The organism is Paenibacillus sp. B01, assembly GCF_009649995.1.
In the GTDB taxonomy this organism is placed as follows: Bacteria; Bacillota; Bacilli; order Paenibacillales; family Paenibacillaceae; genus Paenibacillus_O; species Paenibacillus_O pasadenensis.
Map to the genome: position 1 here is coordinate 760434 of NZ_CP045802.1, position 16536 is coordinate 776969.

13 protein-coding genes are annotated in these 16536 nt (G+C 63.1%); 12 read left to right on the plus strand and 1 reads right to left on the minus strand.

Going from position 1 to position 16536, the window contains the following annotated elements; all coding sequences use genetic code 11:
* Nucleotides 1-52 precede the first annotated feature (52 nt).
* A complete protein-coding gene (locus GE073_RS03410) occupies nt 53-838 on the minus strand; it encodes a DeoR/GlpR family DNA-binding transcription regulator (RefSeq protein WP_194843255.1) in 786 nt (261 codons plus the stop codon).
* A gap of 301 nt (nt 839-1139) precedes the next feature.
* On the opposite strand from GE073_RS03410, the gene GE073_RS03415 reads away from it, so the two are divergent.
* The 12 genes from GE073_RS03415 to GE073_RS03470 all read left to right on the plus strand — a co-directional run bounded on the left by GE073_RS03415 (nt 1140) and on the right by GE073_RS03470 (nt 16536).
* The gene (locus GE073_RS03415) at nt 1140-1943 is read left to right on the plus strand and encodes a creatininase family protein (protein WP_153782755.1); all 804 of its coding nucleotides are present in this window, start codon (nt 1140-1142) and stop codon (nt 1941-1943) included.
* Between the two features lie 33 nt (nt 1944-1976).
* Nucleotides 1977-2750 carry an ABC transporter ATP-binding protein gene (locus GE073_RS03420; RefSeq protein WP_028600045.1) on the plus strand — a complete coding sequence of 258 codons (774 nt, stop codon included), beginning with the start codon at nt 1977-1979 and terminating at the stop codon, nt 2748-2750.
* Nucleotides 2751-2807: 57 nt separating this feature from the next.
* Nucleotides 2808-4169, plus strand: coding sequence for an FAD-binding oxidoreductase (locus GE073_RS03425; protein ID WP_052333491.1), 1362 nt, complete (start codon nt 2808-2810; stop codon nt 4167-4169).
* Nucleotides 4166-5053 (plus strand): ABC transporter permease, encoded by an 888-nt coding sequence (locus GE073_RS03430; protein ID WP_153782756.1) that lies wholly within the window; start codon nt 4166-4168, stop codon nt 5051-5053. The genes GE073_RS03425 and GE073_RS03430 overlap by 4 nt, the downstream gene beginning before the upstream one ends.
* A 58-nt stretch (nt 5054-5111) precedes the next feature.
* Entirely contained in the window at nt 5112-6449 is a 1338-nt protein-coding gene (locus GE073_RS03435) for an amidohydrolase family protein (protein ID WP_153782757.1), read from the plus strand.
* Nucleotides 6450-6467: 18 nt separating this feature from the next.
* Nucleotides 6468-7541, plus strand: coding sequence for an ABC transporter substrate-binding protein (locus GE073_RS03440; RefSeq protein ID WP_228551248.1), 1074 nt, complete (start codon nt 6468-6470; stop codon nt 7539-7541).
* Nucleotides 7542-7557: 16 nt separating this feature from the next.
* A complete protein-coding gene (locus tag GE073_RS03445) occupies nt 7558-8961 on the plus strand; it encodes an amidohydrolase family protein (protein WP_153782758.1) in 1404 nt (467 codons plus the stop codon).
* Between the two features lie 219 nt (nt 8962-9180).
* Nucleotides 9181-9720, plus strand: coding sequence for a GNAT family N-acetyltransferase (locus GE073_RS03450; RefSeq protein ID WP_153782759.1), 540 nt, complete (start codon nt 9181-9183; stop codon nt 9718-9720).
* 226 nt (nt 9721-9946) lie between these two features.
* On the plus strand, nt 9947-11248 hold the full coding sequence (locus tag GE073_RS03455; protein ID WP_153782760.1) for a response regulator: 1302 nt from the start codon (nt 9947-9949) through the stop codon (nt 11246-11248).
* 21 nt (nt 11249-11269) lie between these two features.
* A complete protein-coding gene (locus GE073_RS03460; protein WP_153782761.1) occupies nt 11270-14053 on the plus strand; it encodes a sensor histidine kinase in 2784 nt (927 codons plus the stop codon).
* 107 nt (nt 14054-14160) lie between these two features.
* A complete protein-coding gene (locus GE073_RS03465) occupies nt 14161-15546 on the plus strand; it encodes an ABC transporter substrate-binding protein (protein ID WP_153782762.1) in 1386 nt (461 codons plus the stop codon).
* A gap of 87 nt (nt 15547-15633) precedes the next feature.
* The gene (locus GE073_RS03470) at nt 15634-16536 is read left to right on the plus strand and encodes a carbohydrate ABC transporter permease (protein WP_153782763.1); all 903 of its coding nucleotides are present in this window, start codon (nt 15634-15636) and stop codon (nt 16534-16536) included.

Genomic DNA, 16536 nt, shown 5'->3' on the forward strand with positions numbered 1-16536 from the left:
AACAAAAAAAGTCGGGGAATAGCACAAAATTGCTCTTGCCCCGATGCGCGCCTTAGACCGGCTGCTCCGCCTTCGCCACATGAAGCGCGATGCCGGCGGCCCGATAGGCGTCCGCCTCCGCCTCGTCGAGCCGGTCGTCGGTGATGATCTCGTCGAAGCCGTCCGCCGGGGCGAAGATGGCGAGCGAGCTGTAGCTGAACTTGTCGGCGTCCGCGAGCAGATAGCTCTTGGCGGCGGCGTTCATCGCCGCCTCGCGCGGGCCGACGAGCACCGGCGACCAGGCCATCGCGCCCTTGGCATGCGACACGGCCTCGCAGGTGAGGAACGCCGCGTCGACGGTGACCGAGCCGAGCATCTTCTCGGCGTAGATGCCGTCGAGGCTGTACGCCCACTTGCTGATCCTGCCGCCCGTGCAGTACACGTCGAAGCTGCCGAAGCGCTTCTCGTCGGACAGCAGCAGCGCCGTATGCAGGTCGCGGGTGATGATCTTCAGCCCCTTGAACCGCTCCAGCTCGCCGACCATCGCCGCGATCGTCGTCCCCGCATCCAGAATGATGCTCATCCCGTCCTCGACATGCCTCGCCGCCGCCCGGGCGATCGCCAGCTTCTCGGAGCGGTTCTCGCTCGCCCGCTGGTCGTAGCCGGCGCCCATGAAGCGCTGCACCTTGACCGCTCCTCCATGCGAGCGCTGGATCTTGCCCTCCGCCTGCAGCTGCTCCAGATCCCTGCGGATCGTCATCTGCGAGACCTGGAACGCCTCCGCCAGCTCCGCGATCGTCGCCTGCTGCCTGAGCTCGAGCAGCTTCATGATTTCATGCTGTCTCGTTCCCATGAGCATGATCGATATCCTCCTTTTTCCGCAGCAGCCCTGCGTTCGACTCTTGCGTTCTGTTTGCATTATAGCGTGAGTGCAAGCGGTTGTCAGCACGAAAATGAACATAATGGATGTTCGAAAATGTGAAAAAGAGCTAGCCAAAGCATGTTTCTCTGTGATATAAGGGAGATATAGATGTCAGGAAACCACACATGATCGAAAAGAAGGGAAGGGGGAACGGCCTTCATCCAGGCCGGATAAACGGCATTCAAGCCGAAAAAAACAGATATATGTCAGACTATATGACATAAAAGGAGCGGGAGAGATGGCATTCCGTTATGAAGGCAAGGCGTACGAGCGGCATTTCCTGCCGCGGCTGACGAGCCGTGAAATCGCGGCGCTGCCCAAGGAGGACGCGCTCGTCGTGCTGCCGGTCGGCGCCGTCGAGCAGCACGGCCCTCACATGCCGGTGTTCACCGACACGCTGATCGGAGAGGCGATGATGGCGGCGGCGTTCGAGCATCTGCCGGACGAGGCGCCGATCTGGCTGCTGCCGTCGCTCGCCTACGGCAAGAGCACCGAGCATAAAGGACATCCGGGCACGATCACGCTGTCCGCGCAGACGCTGATGCTTGTGCTGCAGGACATCGCGGAATCGCTGGCGCGCGCCGGGTTCCGCAAGCTGCTGTTGTTCAACACGCATGGCGGCAACGCCGACCTGCTCGGCATGATGGCGCGGGAGATCCGCATCGCGACGGGGCTGGCGGTGTTCCGGCTCGACCCGGGCGCGGTCGGGTACAGCGATTCGTTCACGAGCGACGAGGAAAAGGCGGCGGGCATCCATGCCGGCGACGTGGAGACGTCGCTCGTCCTGGCGGTGTGCCCGGACTGGGTCCATCCGGAGCTGGCGCCGCGGGAAATGCCGCGCTTCCCGCAGCTGCCCTACTTTTCCTTCCGCGCCAAGTCGTTCGCCTGGGTGATGGACGACATCTCGGCGAGCGGCGCCGCCGGCGACGCCACCGCGGCGACCGCGGAGCGCGGCGCGGCGATGCTGGAGCTGGCCGGGCCGCGGCTGGCGGAGGCGCTGACGACGATCGCGGCGTTCGAGATGGAGTCTCTCCGAGCCTGAGGCTCGGGCATCCGCAACAAGGAGGCGATAGGCATGGAAGCGATGGCGTCTACGAAAGAATGGGTTCGGATGGATTCGGTGTCCAAGGTGTATCCGAACGGCACGACGGCTTTGCAGGAGGTCGATCTGTCCGTCCGCGAAGGCGAGTTCCTCTGCTTCGTCGGCCCGTCGGGCTGCGGCAAGTCGACCGTGTTCAAGCTGATTACCGGGCTGTCCGGCGCGACCGGCGGCACGCTCGAGGTGATGGGGACGAGTCCGCAGCAGGCGCGCAAGCAGAGCGACACCGCCTTTGTGTTCCAGGACCATACGCTGCTCCCGTGGAGCTCGGTCGTCGACAACGTGTCGCTGCCGCTCGCGCTGCGCGGCATGTCCCGCAAGCAGCGGCGGGAGGAGGCGGAGCAGGCGCTGGAGCTGGTCGGCCTCAAGGACTACGTCAAGGCGATGCCGAGGCAGCTGTCCGGCGGGATGAAGATGCGCGTGTCGATCGCCCGCGCGCTCGTCTCGAAGCCGAAGCTGCTGCTGATGGATGAGCCGTTCGGCGCGCTCGACGAGATCACGAGGCAGACGCTGCAGCTCGAGCTGCTGGACATCTGGAGCCGCAACAAGGAGATGACCGTGCTGTTCGTGACGCATAACGTGTTCGAGGCGGTGTTCCTCTCGACCCGCGTCGTCGTCATGACGCCGCGCCCCGGCAAGGTGGCCGCGACGATCGACGTCCCCGTGCCTTTTCCCCGCGACGCCTCGTTCCGCACGACCCCGCGCTTCGGCGAGCTTGTCCGCTCCGTCTCGGAAGCGCTGAAGCATTGACCGCGAGCCGTCCTGCCCTGGCGCAACGAATCCATAGATTGGAAGGGAGACTTGTCCATGACCGTCAAGCCTGAATGGTCGGCCGGCCTGGCCGGCATCGTCGGAGAGGAGCGGCTGCTGCTCGGAGAGGAGCAGCGCGAGAAGCTGTCCAAGGACTACTACTGGTATTCGCCCGTGCTGGAGCCGCTGCTGCGCGGCAAAAGAGCCGACGGCATCGTGCAGCCGGAGGCCGAGCGGGAGGTCGCCGAAGTGCTGGCCTACGCTTATCGCCATGACATTCCCGTGACGACGCGCGGCGCGGGCACGGGCAACTACGGCCAGGCCGTCCCGCTGGACGGCGGCCTCGTGCTCGATCTCAGCCGCCTCGACGCGGTGCTGGAGGCGACGGACGCGTTCGTCCGCGTCCAGGCCGGCGTGCGGCTCGGCGCGCTCGAGAAACGGCTGCGCGAGCAGGGCAAGGAGCTGCGCATCTATCCGAGCACGTTCATGAAGGCGACGGTCGGCGGCTTCGTCTGCGGCGGCTCCGGCGGCATCGGCTCCATCACCTACGGCAATCTGTGGGACGGCAACGTGCTGGAGGCGGTCGTCTGGACGATGGAGGAGTCGCCGCGGCGGCTCGTCGTCAAAGGAGCGGAGCTGCAGGCGTACATCCACAACTACGGCACGAACGGCGTCCTGACCGAGCTGACGCTGCCGATCGCGGAGCGCACGGAGTGGAGCCAGGCGGTCGCGCAGTTCGACGAGTTCGAGGCCGCCTGCCGCTTCTGCTATGCGCTCAGCCTGACGGACTCGATCCGCAAGCGGCTCGTCGCGCCGGTCGAGTGGCCGATCCCGTCCTTTTTCAAGCCGCTCGTCAAAAAGCTGGAAAGCGGAGCGGCCGCCTGCCTGCTGGAGGTCGAGGAGGGCAATGAGGCGGCGCTGGCCGCGCTCGCCGAGGCCGAGGGCGGCCGGATCGGCTACGCCGTGCCCGCGGACCGCTATCGCCAGGGCATCGGCTTGTCCGACTTCACCTGGAACCATACGACGCTCTGGGCGCTGAACGCCGATCCGACGCTCACCTACCTGCAGGCCGGGTTCGATCCGATCCGGTTCATGGAGCAGATCTCCGAGCTGAAGTCGCGCTTCGGCGACGAGCTGCTGCTCCATCTGGAGTTCGTCCGCTCCGGCGGCACGGTCATGCCGTCGGCGCTGCCGATCGTGCGCTATACGACCGAGGAGCGGCTGTACGAGATCATCGCCTTCTGCGAGTCGATCGGCGTCGGCATCAACGATCCGCATACGTACAAGCTGGAATCCGGCGGCCGCGGCCGTCTCGAGGCGATGCTCGCCGCCAAGCGGGCCAACGATCCGAAGGGGCTGCTCAATCCCGGCAAGCTGCAGCTGCCGGTCGCCGGATCGGCAAGGGGGGATGGACGATGAGAGAGGAGATCGCTGCCGAAAGCATCGCCTTGCCGCTGCGGAGCGCTTCCCCGAACGGAGCGGCCGCCGCTCCCGGAGCGGGGCGGACGTCCCGGCTCGCCGCCAGGCTGCGCTCGGCGCTGCCGCCGGCCGTCGCGTTCCTCGTCGTCATCGGAGGCTGGGAGCTGTTCTGCCGGCTGGCTGGCATGAAGCCGTACCTGCTGCCCAAGCCGTCCGACATCGTCGCCGCCGCGTCGGCCAACGCCTCGAACCTGTGGGTATCCGTCTACACGACGATGTCGGAGGCGGTGCTCGGCTTCCTGCTCAGCGTGCTGCTCGGCGTCGGCCTGGCGATCGCGCTCGCCAGCTCCAAGCTCGTGGAGCGGAGCATCTACCCGTATGCCATCGTCATGCAGACGATCCCGATCGTCGCGATCGCGCCGATCATCGTCATCTGGTTCGGCGCCGGCATGAACGCCATCGTCATCATCGCCTTCCTGATCGGCTTTTTCCCGATGCTCTCCAACACGCTGATCGGCCTCAACTCCACGGACCACAACATGAAGAACCTGTTCCATCTGTACAACGCCTCCCCGCTGCAGACGATGTTCCGCCTCCGCCTGCCCGCCGCGCTGCCGTTCATCGTGGCCGGGCTGAAAATATCATGCACGCTCGCCGTCATCGGGGCGATCGTCGGCGAGTACATCGCGGGCATCGGCGGCGGCAAGGGCGGCCTCGGCTATGCGATCACCGTCGCCGCCGCGCGCCTGCAGACCGCGTATCTGTTCGCCTGCGGGCTTGCCGCCTCGCTGCTCGGCATCGCCTTTTTCCTGCTCGTCAGCCGGCTGTCCAAATGGCTGCTCAGCTCCTGGCACGAGTCCGAGCTGAACTCGTCGGAAGGTTGAAGCGCAGGGAGAGCCGCGGCGGCCGCCGCAGGCCGCTGCGAGGAGAGGAGGAGAGCCGATGGAGCAAGGCAGGATCGAGCTTGTCAACGCACGGCTGCCGCTGAAGGAGGAAGGCCGCCTGCACCGTCTCGTCCTCGAGGACGGAGCCTGGAGGAGCGTCGAGCGGCAGGAGGAAGGATGGCTGGCGGCGCCGGAGGCGCTGCCGATCGGCCAGGCGGGGCTCGGCGAGCTGCGGGGAGCGGCGACGGTCGATCTGCAGGGGCGGACGCTGCTGCCGGCGTTCGTCGACGTCCATCTGCATCTGGACAAGGCGTACTCGCTGCCGTCCGTCCGCAACCGCTCCGGCACGCTGCGGGAGGCGATCGACAACTATCGCGCCCATGTCGCCGGGTTTTCCAAGGAGGAGCTCCGCGAGCGCATCATGCGCGGCGCGCGGACGGCGGCGTCCTACGGCAGCCTGCTGCTGCGCACCCATCTCGACGTGCCGCTGCATCTGGGCCGCGACGTGGCGATGCGCTCAGTCGAGGCGGCGCTCGAGGCGAGGGAGTCGCTGCGGGACATCGTCGACCTCCAGCTGTTTCCGATGTTCGCGTATGAGCATCGGCGGCATGAGGAGCTGAGCGAGTTCGCCGGGGAAACGCTGCGCATGGGGGTCGACGGAATCGGCGGAGCCCCCCATCTGACAGACGATCCGGGCGCTGGCATCGAGTGGGCGCTGGCGCTTGCGGCGGGAGCGGACCGGCCCGTCGACCTGCATCTCGACGAGACCGACGACCCGCAGATGAGGACGATCGGGCTGTTCTGCGACGCCGTCCGGCGGCATGGCTACGGCGGCCGGGCGACGGCGGGCCATCTGTGCTCGCTGTCGGCGATGCCGCAGGAGGACGCGGAGCGCCTGATCGCCGGCATGCGGGAGGCCGGCGTCGGCGCCGTGACGCTGCCCGCGGTCAATCTGTATTTGCAGGGACGGGGCGACCGGGGCAACGTGCGGCGCGGCCTCACCCGCGTCAAGGAGCTGCTGGAGGCAGGCGTCACGGTCGCCGCCGCCTCCGACAACATTCAGGATCCGTTCCATCCGTTCGGCAAAGGCGACCTGCTGCAGATCGGCCTTATCGGCGCGTATGCCGCGCATCTGGCCGGAGAGGAGCATGTGCGGACGGTGCTGCGGATGCTGACCGAGGCTCCGGCCGCGCTGGCGGGCGTCCGGAATTACGGCGTCGCGCCGGGCTGCGCGGCATCGTTCGTCGTGCTGGGCGCCGCCTCCGGCGAGGAGCTGCTGCAGGAGCTGCCGTCATCGCGCTGGGTTTGCCGCCGCGGCGGCTGGATCAGCGCCTCGGTGCTGCGGCGCGAGGAGCTGTCGGCCGGAGCGGAAGCGATTGTCGGAAAGAACCTATAGATCGGGGAGGAAAAGAACATGGACAATCGGAAGACGGCAAGCAAGGCGATGAGGAAAGCGGCAGGGATGGCGGCGCTGGCGGCGGCCATGGCGTTGTCCGCATGCGGGTCGAACGGCGGCAATGAAGGCGGAAGCTCGAACGGGGCGGCTCCGTCGCCGTCCGGCTCGGCGACGGCTGCGCCGGAGGCGTCCGCGCCGCCGGCCGAGCTCGCCAAGGTGACGCAGGTGACGAACTGGTTCGCCCAGCCGGAGCATGGCGGGCAGTACGCGGCGCTCGCCAAGGACTTTTACAAGGAAGCGGGCCTCGACATGACGATCCAGTCCGGCGGCCCGGGCATCTCGTCGACGCAGATCGTCGCCTCCGGCAAGGCGGAGTTCGGCATGGGGCAGGCGGACGAGATTCTGCTGGCGCGCCAGAACGGAATCCCGCTCGTCGCGATCGCCGCCACGTTCCAGAAAAACCCGCAGGGCATCATGTACCACAAAGGCAAGTACAAGGACGTGTCCGAGCTGAACGGCCATAAGGTCTATGTGGGCAGCGGCGTGGCGTTCTGGGAATACCTGAAGCGGGCCTACAAGCTCGACGGCGTCGAGGAGATGAAGTATACCGGCTCGCTCGCGAACTTCGTCGACGATCCGGATTCGGCCACCCAGATGTACGTCACCTCCGAGCCCTATACGATGGAGCAGCAAGGCGTCGCGGTCGACTCTTTCCTCAACTACGACCTCGGCTACAAGCAGTACGGCAACGTCCTCTACACGACGGAGGACTACCTCAAGAAGCATCCGGACCGGGTCAAGGCGTACGTCGAGGCATCCGTGAAGGGCTGGAACTATTACCGCGACAACGCCGAGGAGATCAATCTCGTCATGCAGAAGAGCAATCCGGATCTGAAGCTCGAAGCGATGGCCTTCGGCACGAAGGCGCTGGAGCCGCTCGTCTACGGCGGCGATGCCGAGACGAACGGAGTCGGCTACATGAGCAAGGACATCTGGGAGGGGCTGCAGCGGCAGCTCGTCGAGATCGGCCTGCTGACGGAAGCCGAGCCGATCGACGGCGTGTTCACGAACGAGTTCCTGCCGAGCCCATGACGATGGAGGCGGTTCAATGACCATACCCTATGACCTGCTCCTGACGAATGCCCGCCTGCCCGGCGGCGGCGCCGTCGATATCGGCATTGTCGACGGCCGCATCGCGGCGGTCGGAGCGCTTGCCGCAGAGCCGGCAGCGGCCGGGCAGCCGCTGCCGGAGGGGAGCGCGCTTCGGCTGGCGCCGGCGAAGCGGCGCTTCGAAGCCGGCGGACTGCTGCTGCTGCTGCCGTTCGCGGAAGCTCATGTCCATCTGGATACCGCGCTCACCGCCGGCATGCCGGCTTGGAACGAGAGCGGCACGCTGGCGGAGGGGATCGGCATCTGGAGCTCGCGCCGAGCCGCCCTCACCCGCGAGGATGTGCTGGAGCGGGCCGAGCGGACGCTGGAGCTGTACCTCGGCTACGGCGTGCTGGAGCTGCGGACGATGGTCGACATCGGCGATCCGCAGCTGACCGCCCTGCGGGCTGTGCTTGAGCTCAAGGAGCGGTGGCGGGACCGGATCCGCCTGCAGGCGATCGCCTTTCCCCAGGACGGGATCGAGTCGTGTCCGTCCAACCTGGAGCGGATGCGGGAGGCGCTCCGCCTCGGAGCCGACGGCGTATCGGCGGTGCCGCATCTGGAGCGCACGCGCGAGGAAGGCGTCGCCTCGCTGCGCGCGGCGTTCGCGCTGGCCGAGCGGAGCGGCGCGCAGGTGCATCTGTTCTGCGACGAGACGGACGACGGGCAGTCCCGCTTCCTCGAGGTCGCGGCCTCGCTCGCCTTGGCGACCGGCCTGGGCGGGAGCGGGCGGGTCGCGGCGGCGCATGCCAACGCGGCGGCCTATTACAACGAGCCGTATTTTCAAAAGCTGCTGCCGCTCGTCCGGCAGTCGGGCCTGTCGATCGTCGCCTGTCCGCTCATCAACAGCGTGACCCAAGGGCGCAGCGACGGCTATCCGAAAGGAAGGGGGCTCACCCGCATCAAGGAATTCCATGAAACGGGGGTGAACGTCGCGCTCGCCCACGACGACATCCGCAGCCCGTTCTACCCGCTCGGCACGGGCAATCCGCTCGACGCGGCCCATATGGCGGCGCATCTGGCCCATATGAGCGGCCGCTCGGAGCTGCGCGCGCTGATCGGCATGATCGCCTCGGGCGCGCGGGCGGCCATGGGGCTCGGCAAGCCGGCGGACGGAGCGGCCGGCTTGCGCGTCGGCGATCCGGCGTCGTTCCTGCTCTTCGACGCGCTGGACGAGAGCGAGCTGATCCGGCTGCGCCCGGCGCCGCGGCATGTGTTCCGCGAAGGCAGGCTCGTCGCCGAGACGGTCCCGGCGGTCACGAGGCTGCTGCCCGGCGGCCGGGCAGCCGGGCCTCCTGCGGCCGCCGACGGCGGCCAGGGAGCGGCGAAGGAACGGCCGATCCTCTCCGGGACGGAGAGGTAGGCGGGCGAAGAGCAAGCCCATGCGGCAGGCCGCATGGGCTTTTTGCTGCTTATTTCCTGTGGATCGCGGCGGGCATCGGCATGGCGATGCGCAAAAGGCGCGGCTGAGCGGGCTTGGACCTGAGATCGATGCTATAATGCGGTTAACCCTTCATGAGGATGATCCTACATCAGGCTTATCCTCTATGCGGTTAATCCAATCGTTCGAAGGAGAATGAACATGTCGGAATCAAACGTATTCATCCGCTATCCAGAGGAATCCGATGCCGCGCAGCTGGCCGATCTGTATCGCCGGAACCGCGCCTTTTTCGAGCAGTTCTCGCCCGCGCCGGGCGATGAATTCTATACGGAGGAGCATCAGCTCGAGTCGATCCGCACCTCCAAAGCCCAGCACGAGAACGACACGCGCTATTCGTTCGTCATCTGCCTGCGGGCGGACGAGTCGGTCATCGGCAGCATCGGCTTGTCGTTCGTGGCGCGCGGCCTGCTCCAGAGCTGCATGGTCGGCTTCAACCTCGACCAGGCGCATAACGGCAAGGGCTACATGACGGAGGCGCTGAAGCAGGTCGTCCGCTACGCCTTCGAGGAGCTGCGCTTCCACCGCGTCACCGGCGAGGCCTCGCCGCGCAATCCGGGCTCCATCCGCACGATGGAGAAGGCCGGCTTCCACAAGGAAGGCATCGCCCGCCAAAACGTCAAGATCAACGGCGTCTGGGAGGATCATCAGGTGATGGCGATCCTCAATCCCGCCGATCGCTGACGGCATCATTGTCGGCCCGTGCCGAAGCGCGCATGCTTTCAAGCAAGAACGATCAAGGCAAGCCGCGGTCCGTTTCTCCGGAGACGGATCGCGGCTTTTTGCCGTCCGCTCGACCAGATGGCGCGATTTTGCACACTCGGCGTGCAGAAAGGAAGGATCTCCTTCTACATGAGGCCATTCGATTGAGGTATAATTACTGCCAAACTCCGGGCCAAGAGGTGAACCCATGTATCGACTGCTGATTGTGGATGACGAGAAGGAGATCCGGGAAGGACTGGCAGGCTGGGACTGGGAGCGGCTGGGCATCGAGCCGGCCGGCGTCTGCGCGCATGGGCTGGAGGCGCTGCAGGCGATCGCCGAGAAGCCGGTCGATATCGTGCTGACCGATATCCGCATGCCGTTCCTAGACGGATTGGCTTTGATGCAAGCGCTGTCATATCAATATCCTTTTATAAAGGTCATCATTTTATCGGGCTACAACGATTTTGACTATGCCCAGGAGGCTATTCGCAACGGGGCTTCGGATTATTTGCTCAAGCCGGTCGTGTTCGACGACATGAGGCGCGCTTTCGCTCGCCTCGTCGGACGCCTGGACGAGCAGAAGCAGCATGAATGGCGCGTGGAAGTGTTGAAGCGCAAGGCGGGACAGCTGTCCAAGGTGCTGCGGAAAAGCTTTTTGCAGCGGCTGTTCGAAGGGAGAGTCGACCGCGACCTGCTGGAGCAGGACGGGGCGGAGGGCGAGGTTCTGCTGGATGGAGACGACTTCTCCGCCGCGCTGCTTCGAATGGATCGTTTCGCGCGTCCGGACGCGTCCGTCTCCGACAAAGATCGCAAGCTCCTTTCGTTCGCGCTGGACAATATTCTCGACGATATCTGGGATTCGCAGGGCTGCGGGTACCACTGGCTGGAGCCGTCTACGGGGAATGTCGCTCTTCTTGCAAAAGGAGACCGGGAGCAGGAGCTCATGGGGCTGCCGGAGCAGTTGCAGCGATATATGGGCCTGTTCCGATCCACCTTCTCGCTGGCGCATGGTCCCCGCACGTCCGACCCGCTGCGGCTGGATGAATCGATCGCGGAGGCGAGGCGCGCGCTTGAGACCTTTGCGTCGCCCGGAGCCTATATCGGCAACGCCGGGAAATGGCTGCCGAACCGAGAGGCCTCGCATGAGCGTGCCGATGCTCCTTCGACGGAATCGGAAGGAGACAGCAGCCTGCTGCTGGAAGCAAAGCGCTATATCATGGAGCATTACAACCGCAGCTTGACGCTCAAGGAAGTCGCCGATCACGTCTATGTCTCCGTCGGCCATCTCTCGTCCTTGTTCAAGCAGCGGAACGAAACGTTCCTGAAATATTTGACCTCGATCCGCATGGACAAGGCCAAGCAGCTGATGATGGACAACAGCTATAAGATCTACGAGATCGTCGAGCTTGTCGGCTATAACGATCCGGCTTATTTTTCCGAGCTGTTCAAGCGGAATACCGGAAAGACGCCGAGCGAATATCGCAGCCGGCTGCAGCATAACGGCTGACCGGTGGGAGGGGCAAGGGGGATGAGAGACGGGAAGTCCGGCTTGACGCTTGGACGAATCGTGTTGTTGACGCTGCTGATGGCGCTTGCGACGCAGGTCGTGCTGATGTACATCGGCTACAGATATGCCGGCTCCGTCAGCCGGGCGATGAGCGAGCAGACCGAATCCTTGCAGGCGGAGCAGTTTCAACGGAATACCTTGAACGAGCTCAGCGACATGAACAGCCTGATGCTGCTGCTCCAGACGTCCGATTACAGCAATTTGTTCCGCAACTTGATGAAGCTGAGGCCCGAGGAATATGTCGCCCGGGAAAAGGAGCTTCTGAATGAAAAGCTGGACTCGCTGCGGATCTCTCCCGAGCTGTTCCAGTCGATTTATTTCATCGGCTCCAACCAGAATCAGCTGAGCTACCGAAAAACCGTCGGGGGCGAGTTCAAGGAGATGCCCGATCTGAACATCGACGCCTTGAGCTACGCCAAAATCTATGATTTTTTCATCAGCAACTACAATCAGATCAGCCGGTATGGCAAAGGCGAGTACTTGAGCAAATACCGGGAGACGAGCGGACTGCTCAGCGAGGAGAACCGCGCCGCGATCGAAGCAATGATCGACGATCTGGACGACCAGCCCGTCATGGTCCGGGGAAACAAGAATATTCTCGTGCTATTCGTCTTGAACAAAGACCTGTTCCGCCGGGTCATGCCGGATGGCATCGGCGACGCCCGATTTTCGGTCGTCAACGCCAAGGACCAGCTGCTCTGGTCCACTTCGGATGAAGCCTCCTTCCGCAGCGCGGTCGTTCAGGCGCAGGGAACGGACAAGGAGGGGGCCGATGGAAACCGGCATACCGTCCTTCCGCTGCCTACGTTTGATCTGCGGATCGTATACACCTCGGAAAAAACCGACGACTTCCTCAAGCAGTCCGATCTGCTGCGCCGGCTCGTCCTGGTATCCGGCCTGACGCTAGCGGCCGTGTCCATCTTCACCTATGCCTACCTCAAGCAAATCTTCCGTCCTTTCCGAACCGTATCGAGCCGATTGAAAAACAAGCTGGTCAACGCGAACAATGAAATGGTGCTGCGTCCGATTCCGGAGGCGATCGTCCGAAACCGCTTCCGCCGCATTTCCATGCGGACCCAGTTCATGATCATGTTCAGCGCAGCGCTCATGCTGCCCGCCGTCGTGAACGGACTCCTGTTCTCGCGAACGATCAACAGCGAGGTCAGCTCCTGGATCTCGCAGTCGGCGGACAAGCTCGGCAAGTGGTCGGTCACCAGCATCGGCAACCAGATTCGCTATGCCAAAAATGTGACGAACCAGATCGGGAGCAGCCGCCAGTTTCAAAATTACTTGATCGACAACCAGGTCAATCGGGCCGTCTCGGAGGATCAGGTCGACCTCAAGCTGTTTCCCGGCTTGAACGACATCTCTTATTTTGTTTTGCTGGACGATTCCGGGAAGAGCATGTACTCCTCGATTTTTTCCAACAACATCGATAATTTCAAAACGGATTTTCGCCTGCTGGAAAACCGCGACGATGCGTACTGGCTGACCCAATATCGCGATGTGTTCAATCATCTGTCCGTCGCCGTCGTCAAACGGCTGGACATTCAATTCCAGAACCGAGCCGCCTATCTGCTCGTGGTGCCGAAAGATACGCTGTTCCGTCTCGTGGAGACGGATCAGATTCGAGTCGCCTTCGTCATCGCGGATTCAAACGGCGAGAGGGTCAATGCGTACCGCACGATGACGGAAGCGTCCAAAAGCGGCCTGACCTATCGCTATTCAGACCGGCTTGCCGGGACGAGCTGGAAGATCGAACTGGAATTCATGTTCAACGATGCGCTGGTCAAAAGCCAGGCGTTTCAGCAGCAGTATGCGCTCAGCATCATGCTCGTGTTTGTGATCGCGGCCGGAGCGGCGATCGCGATGGCCTATGTGCTTACCCGCCCGATCCAGAGGCTGCGCGAGACGATGCATGCAGCCGAGGGAGACGGCATTCCCCGTCAGCTGGACCAGGAGCAGCGGGGAGAGCTTGCCGGCATCGTGACGAGCTACAACCGGATGATCGCCCAGCTGGAGCTGACCACGGCCCAGAACAGGCGCATCACCGAAGAGAACGCGCAGAACAAGATCCGACAGAACGAGCTGATGTCGCTCAAGACGCAGGCCGAGCTGCATATGCTTCAGGCCCAGATCAATCCGCATTTCCTCTACAACACGCTGGAAATGATCAATATGCAGAGCATGAGGAACGGCAACCGCGAGGTCAGCTCGACCGTGAATGCGCTCGCGGATCTGCTTCGCTACAGCATCGCGAAGGGAGCCGATACGGCGCCTCTGGACCGCGAGCTGAACCACGCGGCCAATTATTTGAAAATCCAGCAGGCCCGTTTCGGCAGCTTTGACTACAGCTTTGAAATCGAAGCGGAGGCTCGGCCGTATCCGGTGCTCCGCTTCATTCTCCAGCCGATTCTGGAAAACTCGATCAAGCATGGATTCGAAGGGTGGGAGGAAGGCGGCCGGATCGTCATCCGCGCCGAACGGCTCGAAGCGGGCCTGGAGCTGACCGTGTCGGACAACGGCATCGGCATGAGCGAAAAGGATCGGGCTCGACTGGAGACGGAATGGGCATCCGGACTGTCGGAATGGTCTCCGGAAGATCGGGGGATCGGACTGAAAAACGTCTACCTGCGATTGAAGCTGTATTACAAAGAGGCGATGTCGATGGCGATCGCAAGCGGGCCGATGCAGGGGACGACCGTCCGAATCCTTCTGCCCTGGACCGGAGGCGAGGAAGCTTAATTCTACCATAGAAATCGGAAGGATCCCCCCTACAGCCTGCCGGCGCGAAGATCTATGATGAAAGGGCAAGCCATCGTAAACCTACTCTAGCTTTAGGGGGATTAGACATGAAGAAACGTCTGGCCGCAACTATGGCGGCAATGATGGTCGTCGTCGCGGCATGCGGCAACAACGGCGGCAACGCGCCTGCGGACAACGCGGCAGCCAGCAATGACGGCGCCAAGCCGACCGAGAGCAGCAAGCCGGCCGAAACCGTGACGATCCGCACGACATTCGGGACGGGCGAGATCTCTCCCGAACAGATCGCCGAATTCGAAGCGGCTCATCCCAACATCAAGATCGAGCTGGAAGACGTGGACAAAACGAAGCTCGCCGCGCAGCTGGCGACAAACAGCGCTCCGGACGTGCTCCGGATCAGCGGCGTCTTCGATCTGCCCTCGTACGTCATTCGCGGCATTGCGCTCGATCTGACGGATCGCATCGAGAAGAGCACGGTGATCAAGCGGGATCAACTGCTGCCGGTAGCGAACGTATTCCGCTTTGACGGCAAAAAAATCGGAGAAGGCCCGATTTACGGCCTGCCGAAGGACTGGTCCAACGACTTTGCCATTTTCTACAACAAAAAGGCGTTTGACGCGGCCGGCGTGCCGGTTCCGGATGCTTCCAAGCCGCTGACCTGGCCGGAGGTGCTGGACCTCGCCAAAAAGCTGACGATCAAGGAAGGCGACAAGATCGTTCAGTACGGCTTGTCCGCCAACGAGTGGGGCAAGACGGAGCCGAACTTCAACCTGCTGATGCAATATTTGGCGAGCGCAGGCGTCAACGTCAACGCAAGCGACTTCAGCTCGGTCGACTTCAACCTGCCGGAGGTCAAGGACTTCATCTCGATGTGGACGGACGCCGTCAAGGCGAACGTCGGTCCGAACTCGGTCAACAACGACCAGACGAGCGGCGGCGATGTGTTCCTGGCCAACAAGTCCGCCATGATGATCAACGGCTACTGGTATGGCGGGGTCATCCGCGGCAACGAAGAGGCGGCCAAGCATATCGAAGACTTCGGCATGCTGCCGACTCCGATCGCACCGGGAGGCAAGCGCGTGGCGCCTCCGGGCGGAGCGACGGGCGCGATCATCAACAAAAACTCGCCGCATCCCGACGAAGCGTTCGCCTTTTTCGAATGGTTCCTCGGCGGCAAGCCGGCGGAAGACCGCTCGAAGCAAGGCTGGGGCGTGCCGGCATTCAGCAACCTGCTTACGGAGCTGCCGCAGGCGACCGAGTTCGACAAGCGCCTGAAGACGGTTCTGGACGATGAGTCCCAGTATGCCAATGACTTCCTGCCGGTCAACCCTTATCTGTCGGACGGAGGCTCCGGCATCTTCGAGAAATACACGCAGCCGCTGTTCTTCGGCAAGTCATCCGTCGATGCAGCCGTCGCGGGCATGACCAAGGACGCCAACGTCGTCATCCAGGAAGCGAAAAACGCCATCAAATAGCGGGCAGCATGAATCATGCCGAGGTCAGGGACGACGGGTCCAGCTTAGGCCCGCGTCCTTGATCTTGTCCCTTCAGAGGTGAGAGGAATGAAGCAGAAGACCAGAACTACGATCGCGTTCTACTCGATGATCTCGCCTTGGCTGATCATCTTTTTAGGGCTTGGACTATTCCCGCTCTTGTACGGCTTTTATCTCAGCTTCACCAATTACTACGGATTCAATATGGATGATCTGTCCTTTGTCGGCTTCCGCAATTATCAGCTGGTGTTCACGGATTCCGATGCGATGTACGCGCTGGGGCGGACGCTGGTGTTCACCTTGTTCAGCGTGCCGATCGGGCTGGTCGTCGCGTTCATGCTCGCCGTCATGCTCAATGGCAGCATCAAGGGGCTGGGCGTCTTCCGCACGATCTTTTACTTGCCTTCGCTCGTGCCGATCTTCTCGGCCATCGTCATGTGGAAGCTGATGTTCTCCAGCAACGGAGGCATCCTGAACAGCGTCATCGGCTGGTTCGGCATGCCTGAGATCAACTGGCTCGGGTACGATTACGCCACCGTCTCGCTCGTCATCATGATGACCTGGGGCGCCGGCGGGGGCATCCTCATCTATTTGGCAGGCCTCAAGGGCATTCCGCGGGATCTGTACGAAGCGTCGCAGATCGACGGCGCCTCCGGCTTGCAGCGCTTCCGCAAAATTACGCTTCCTTTGATGACGCCCGTCATCTTCTTCAATTTCATTACCGGCATCATCGGCTCCCTGCAGGTCTACCTGCAGCCGATCATGCTCAACGGCACCGAGATGCTGTCGCGGCCGATCCAGCCGAACTATCTGTATGCGGTGCATGCCTTCCAGCAAATATTCGCCACGCAGCGATTCGCCTACGGCATGGCGCTGCTGTGGGTGCTGTTCGTCGTCATCTTGATTCTGTCCATCGTCGTCTTCACCACGAGCAAATACTGGGTCTACTATGAAACCGATCAGGGGCGATAG

Coding starts and splice junctions, on each gene's coding strand:
- GE073_RS03420 (WP_028600045.1), top strand. CDS start 1,977: ATGGAAGCGATGGCGTCTACGAAAGAATGGGTTCGGATGGATTCGGTG.
- GE073_RS03450 (WP_153782759.1), top strand. CDS start 9,181: ATGTCGGAATCAAACGTATTCATCCGCTATCCAGAGGAATCCGATGCC.
- GE073_RS03455 (WP_153782760.1), top strand. CDS start 9,947: ATGTATCGACTGCTGATTGTGGATGACGAGAAGGAGATCCGGGAAGGA.
- GE073_RS03435 (WP_153782757.1), top strand. CDS start 5,112: ATGGAGCAAGGCAGGATCGAGCTTGTCAACGCACGGCTGCCGCTGAAG.
- GE073_RS03440 (WP_228551248.1), top strand. CDS start 6,468: ATGGACAATCGGAAGACGGCAAGCAAGGCGATGAGGAAAGCGGCAGGG.
- GE073_RS03415 (WP_153782755.1), top strand. CDS start 1,140: ATGGCATTCCGTTATGAAGGCAAGGCGTACGAGCGGCATTTCCTGCCG.
- GE073_RS03445 (WP_153782758.1), top strand. CDS start 7,558: ATGACCATACCCTATGACCTGCTCCTGACGAATGCCCGCCTGCCCGGC.
- GE073_RS03430 (WP_153782756.1), top strand. CDS start 4,166: ATGAGAGAGGAGATCGCTGCCGAAAGCATCGCCTTGCCGCTGCGGAGC.
- GE073_RS03410 (WP_194843255.1), bottom strand. CDS start 838: ATGCTCATGGGAACGAGACAGCATGAAATCATGAAGCTGCTCGAGCTC.
- GE073_RS03470 (WP_153782763.1), top strand. CDS start 15,634: ATGAAGCAGAAGACCAGAACTACGATCGCGTTCTACTCGATGATCTCG.
- GE073_RS03460 (WP_153782761.1), top strand. CDS start 11,270: ATGAGAGACGGGAAGTCCGGCTTGACGCTTGGACGAATCGTGTTGTTG.
- GE073_RS03465 (WP_153782762.1), top strand. CDS start 14,161: ATGAAGAAACGTCTGGCCGCAACTATGGCGGCAATGATGGTCGTCGTC.
- GE073_RS03425 (WP_052333491.1), top strand. CDS start 2,808: ATGACCGTCAAGCCTGAATGGTCGGCCGGCCTGGCCGGCATCGTCGGA.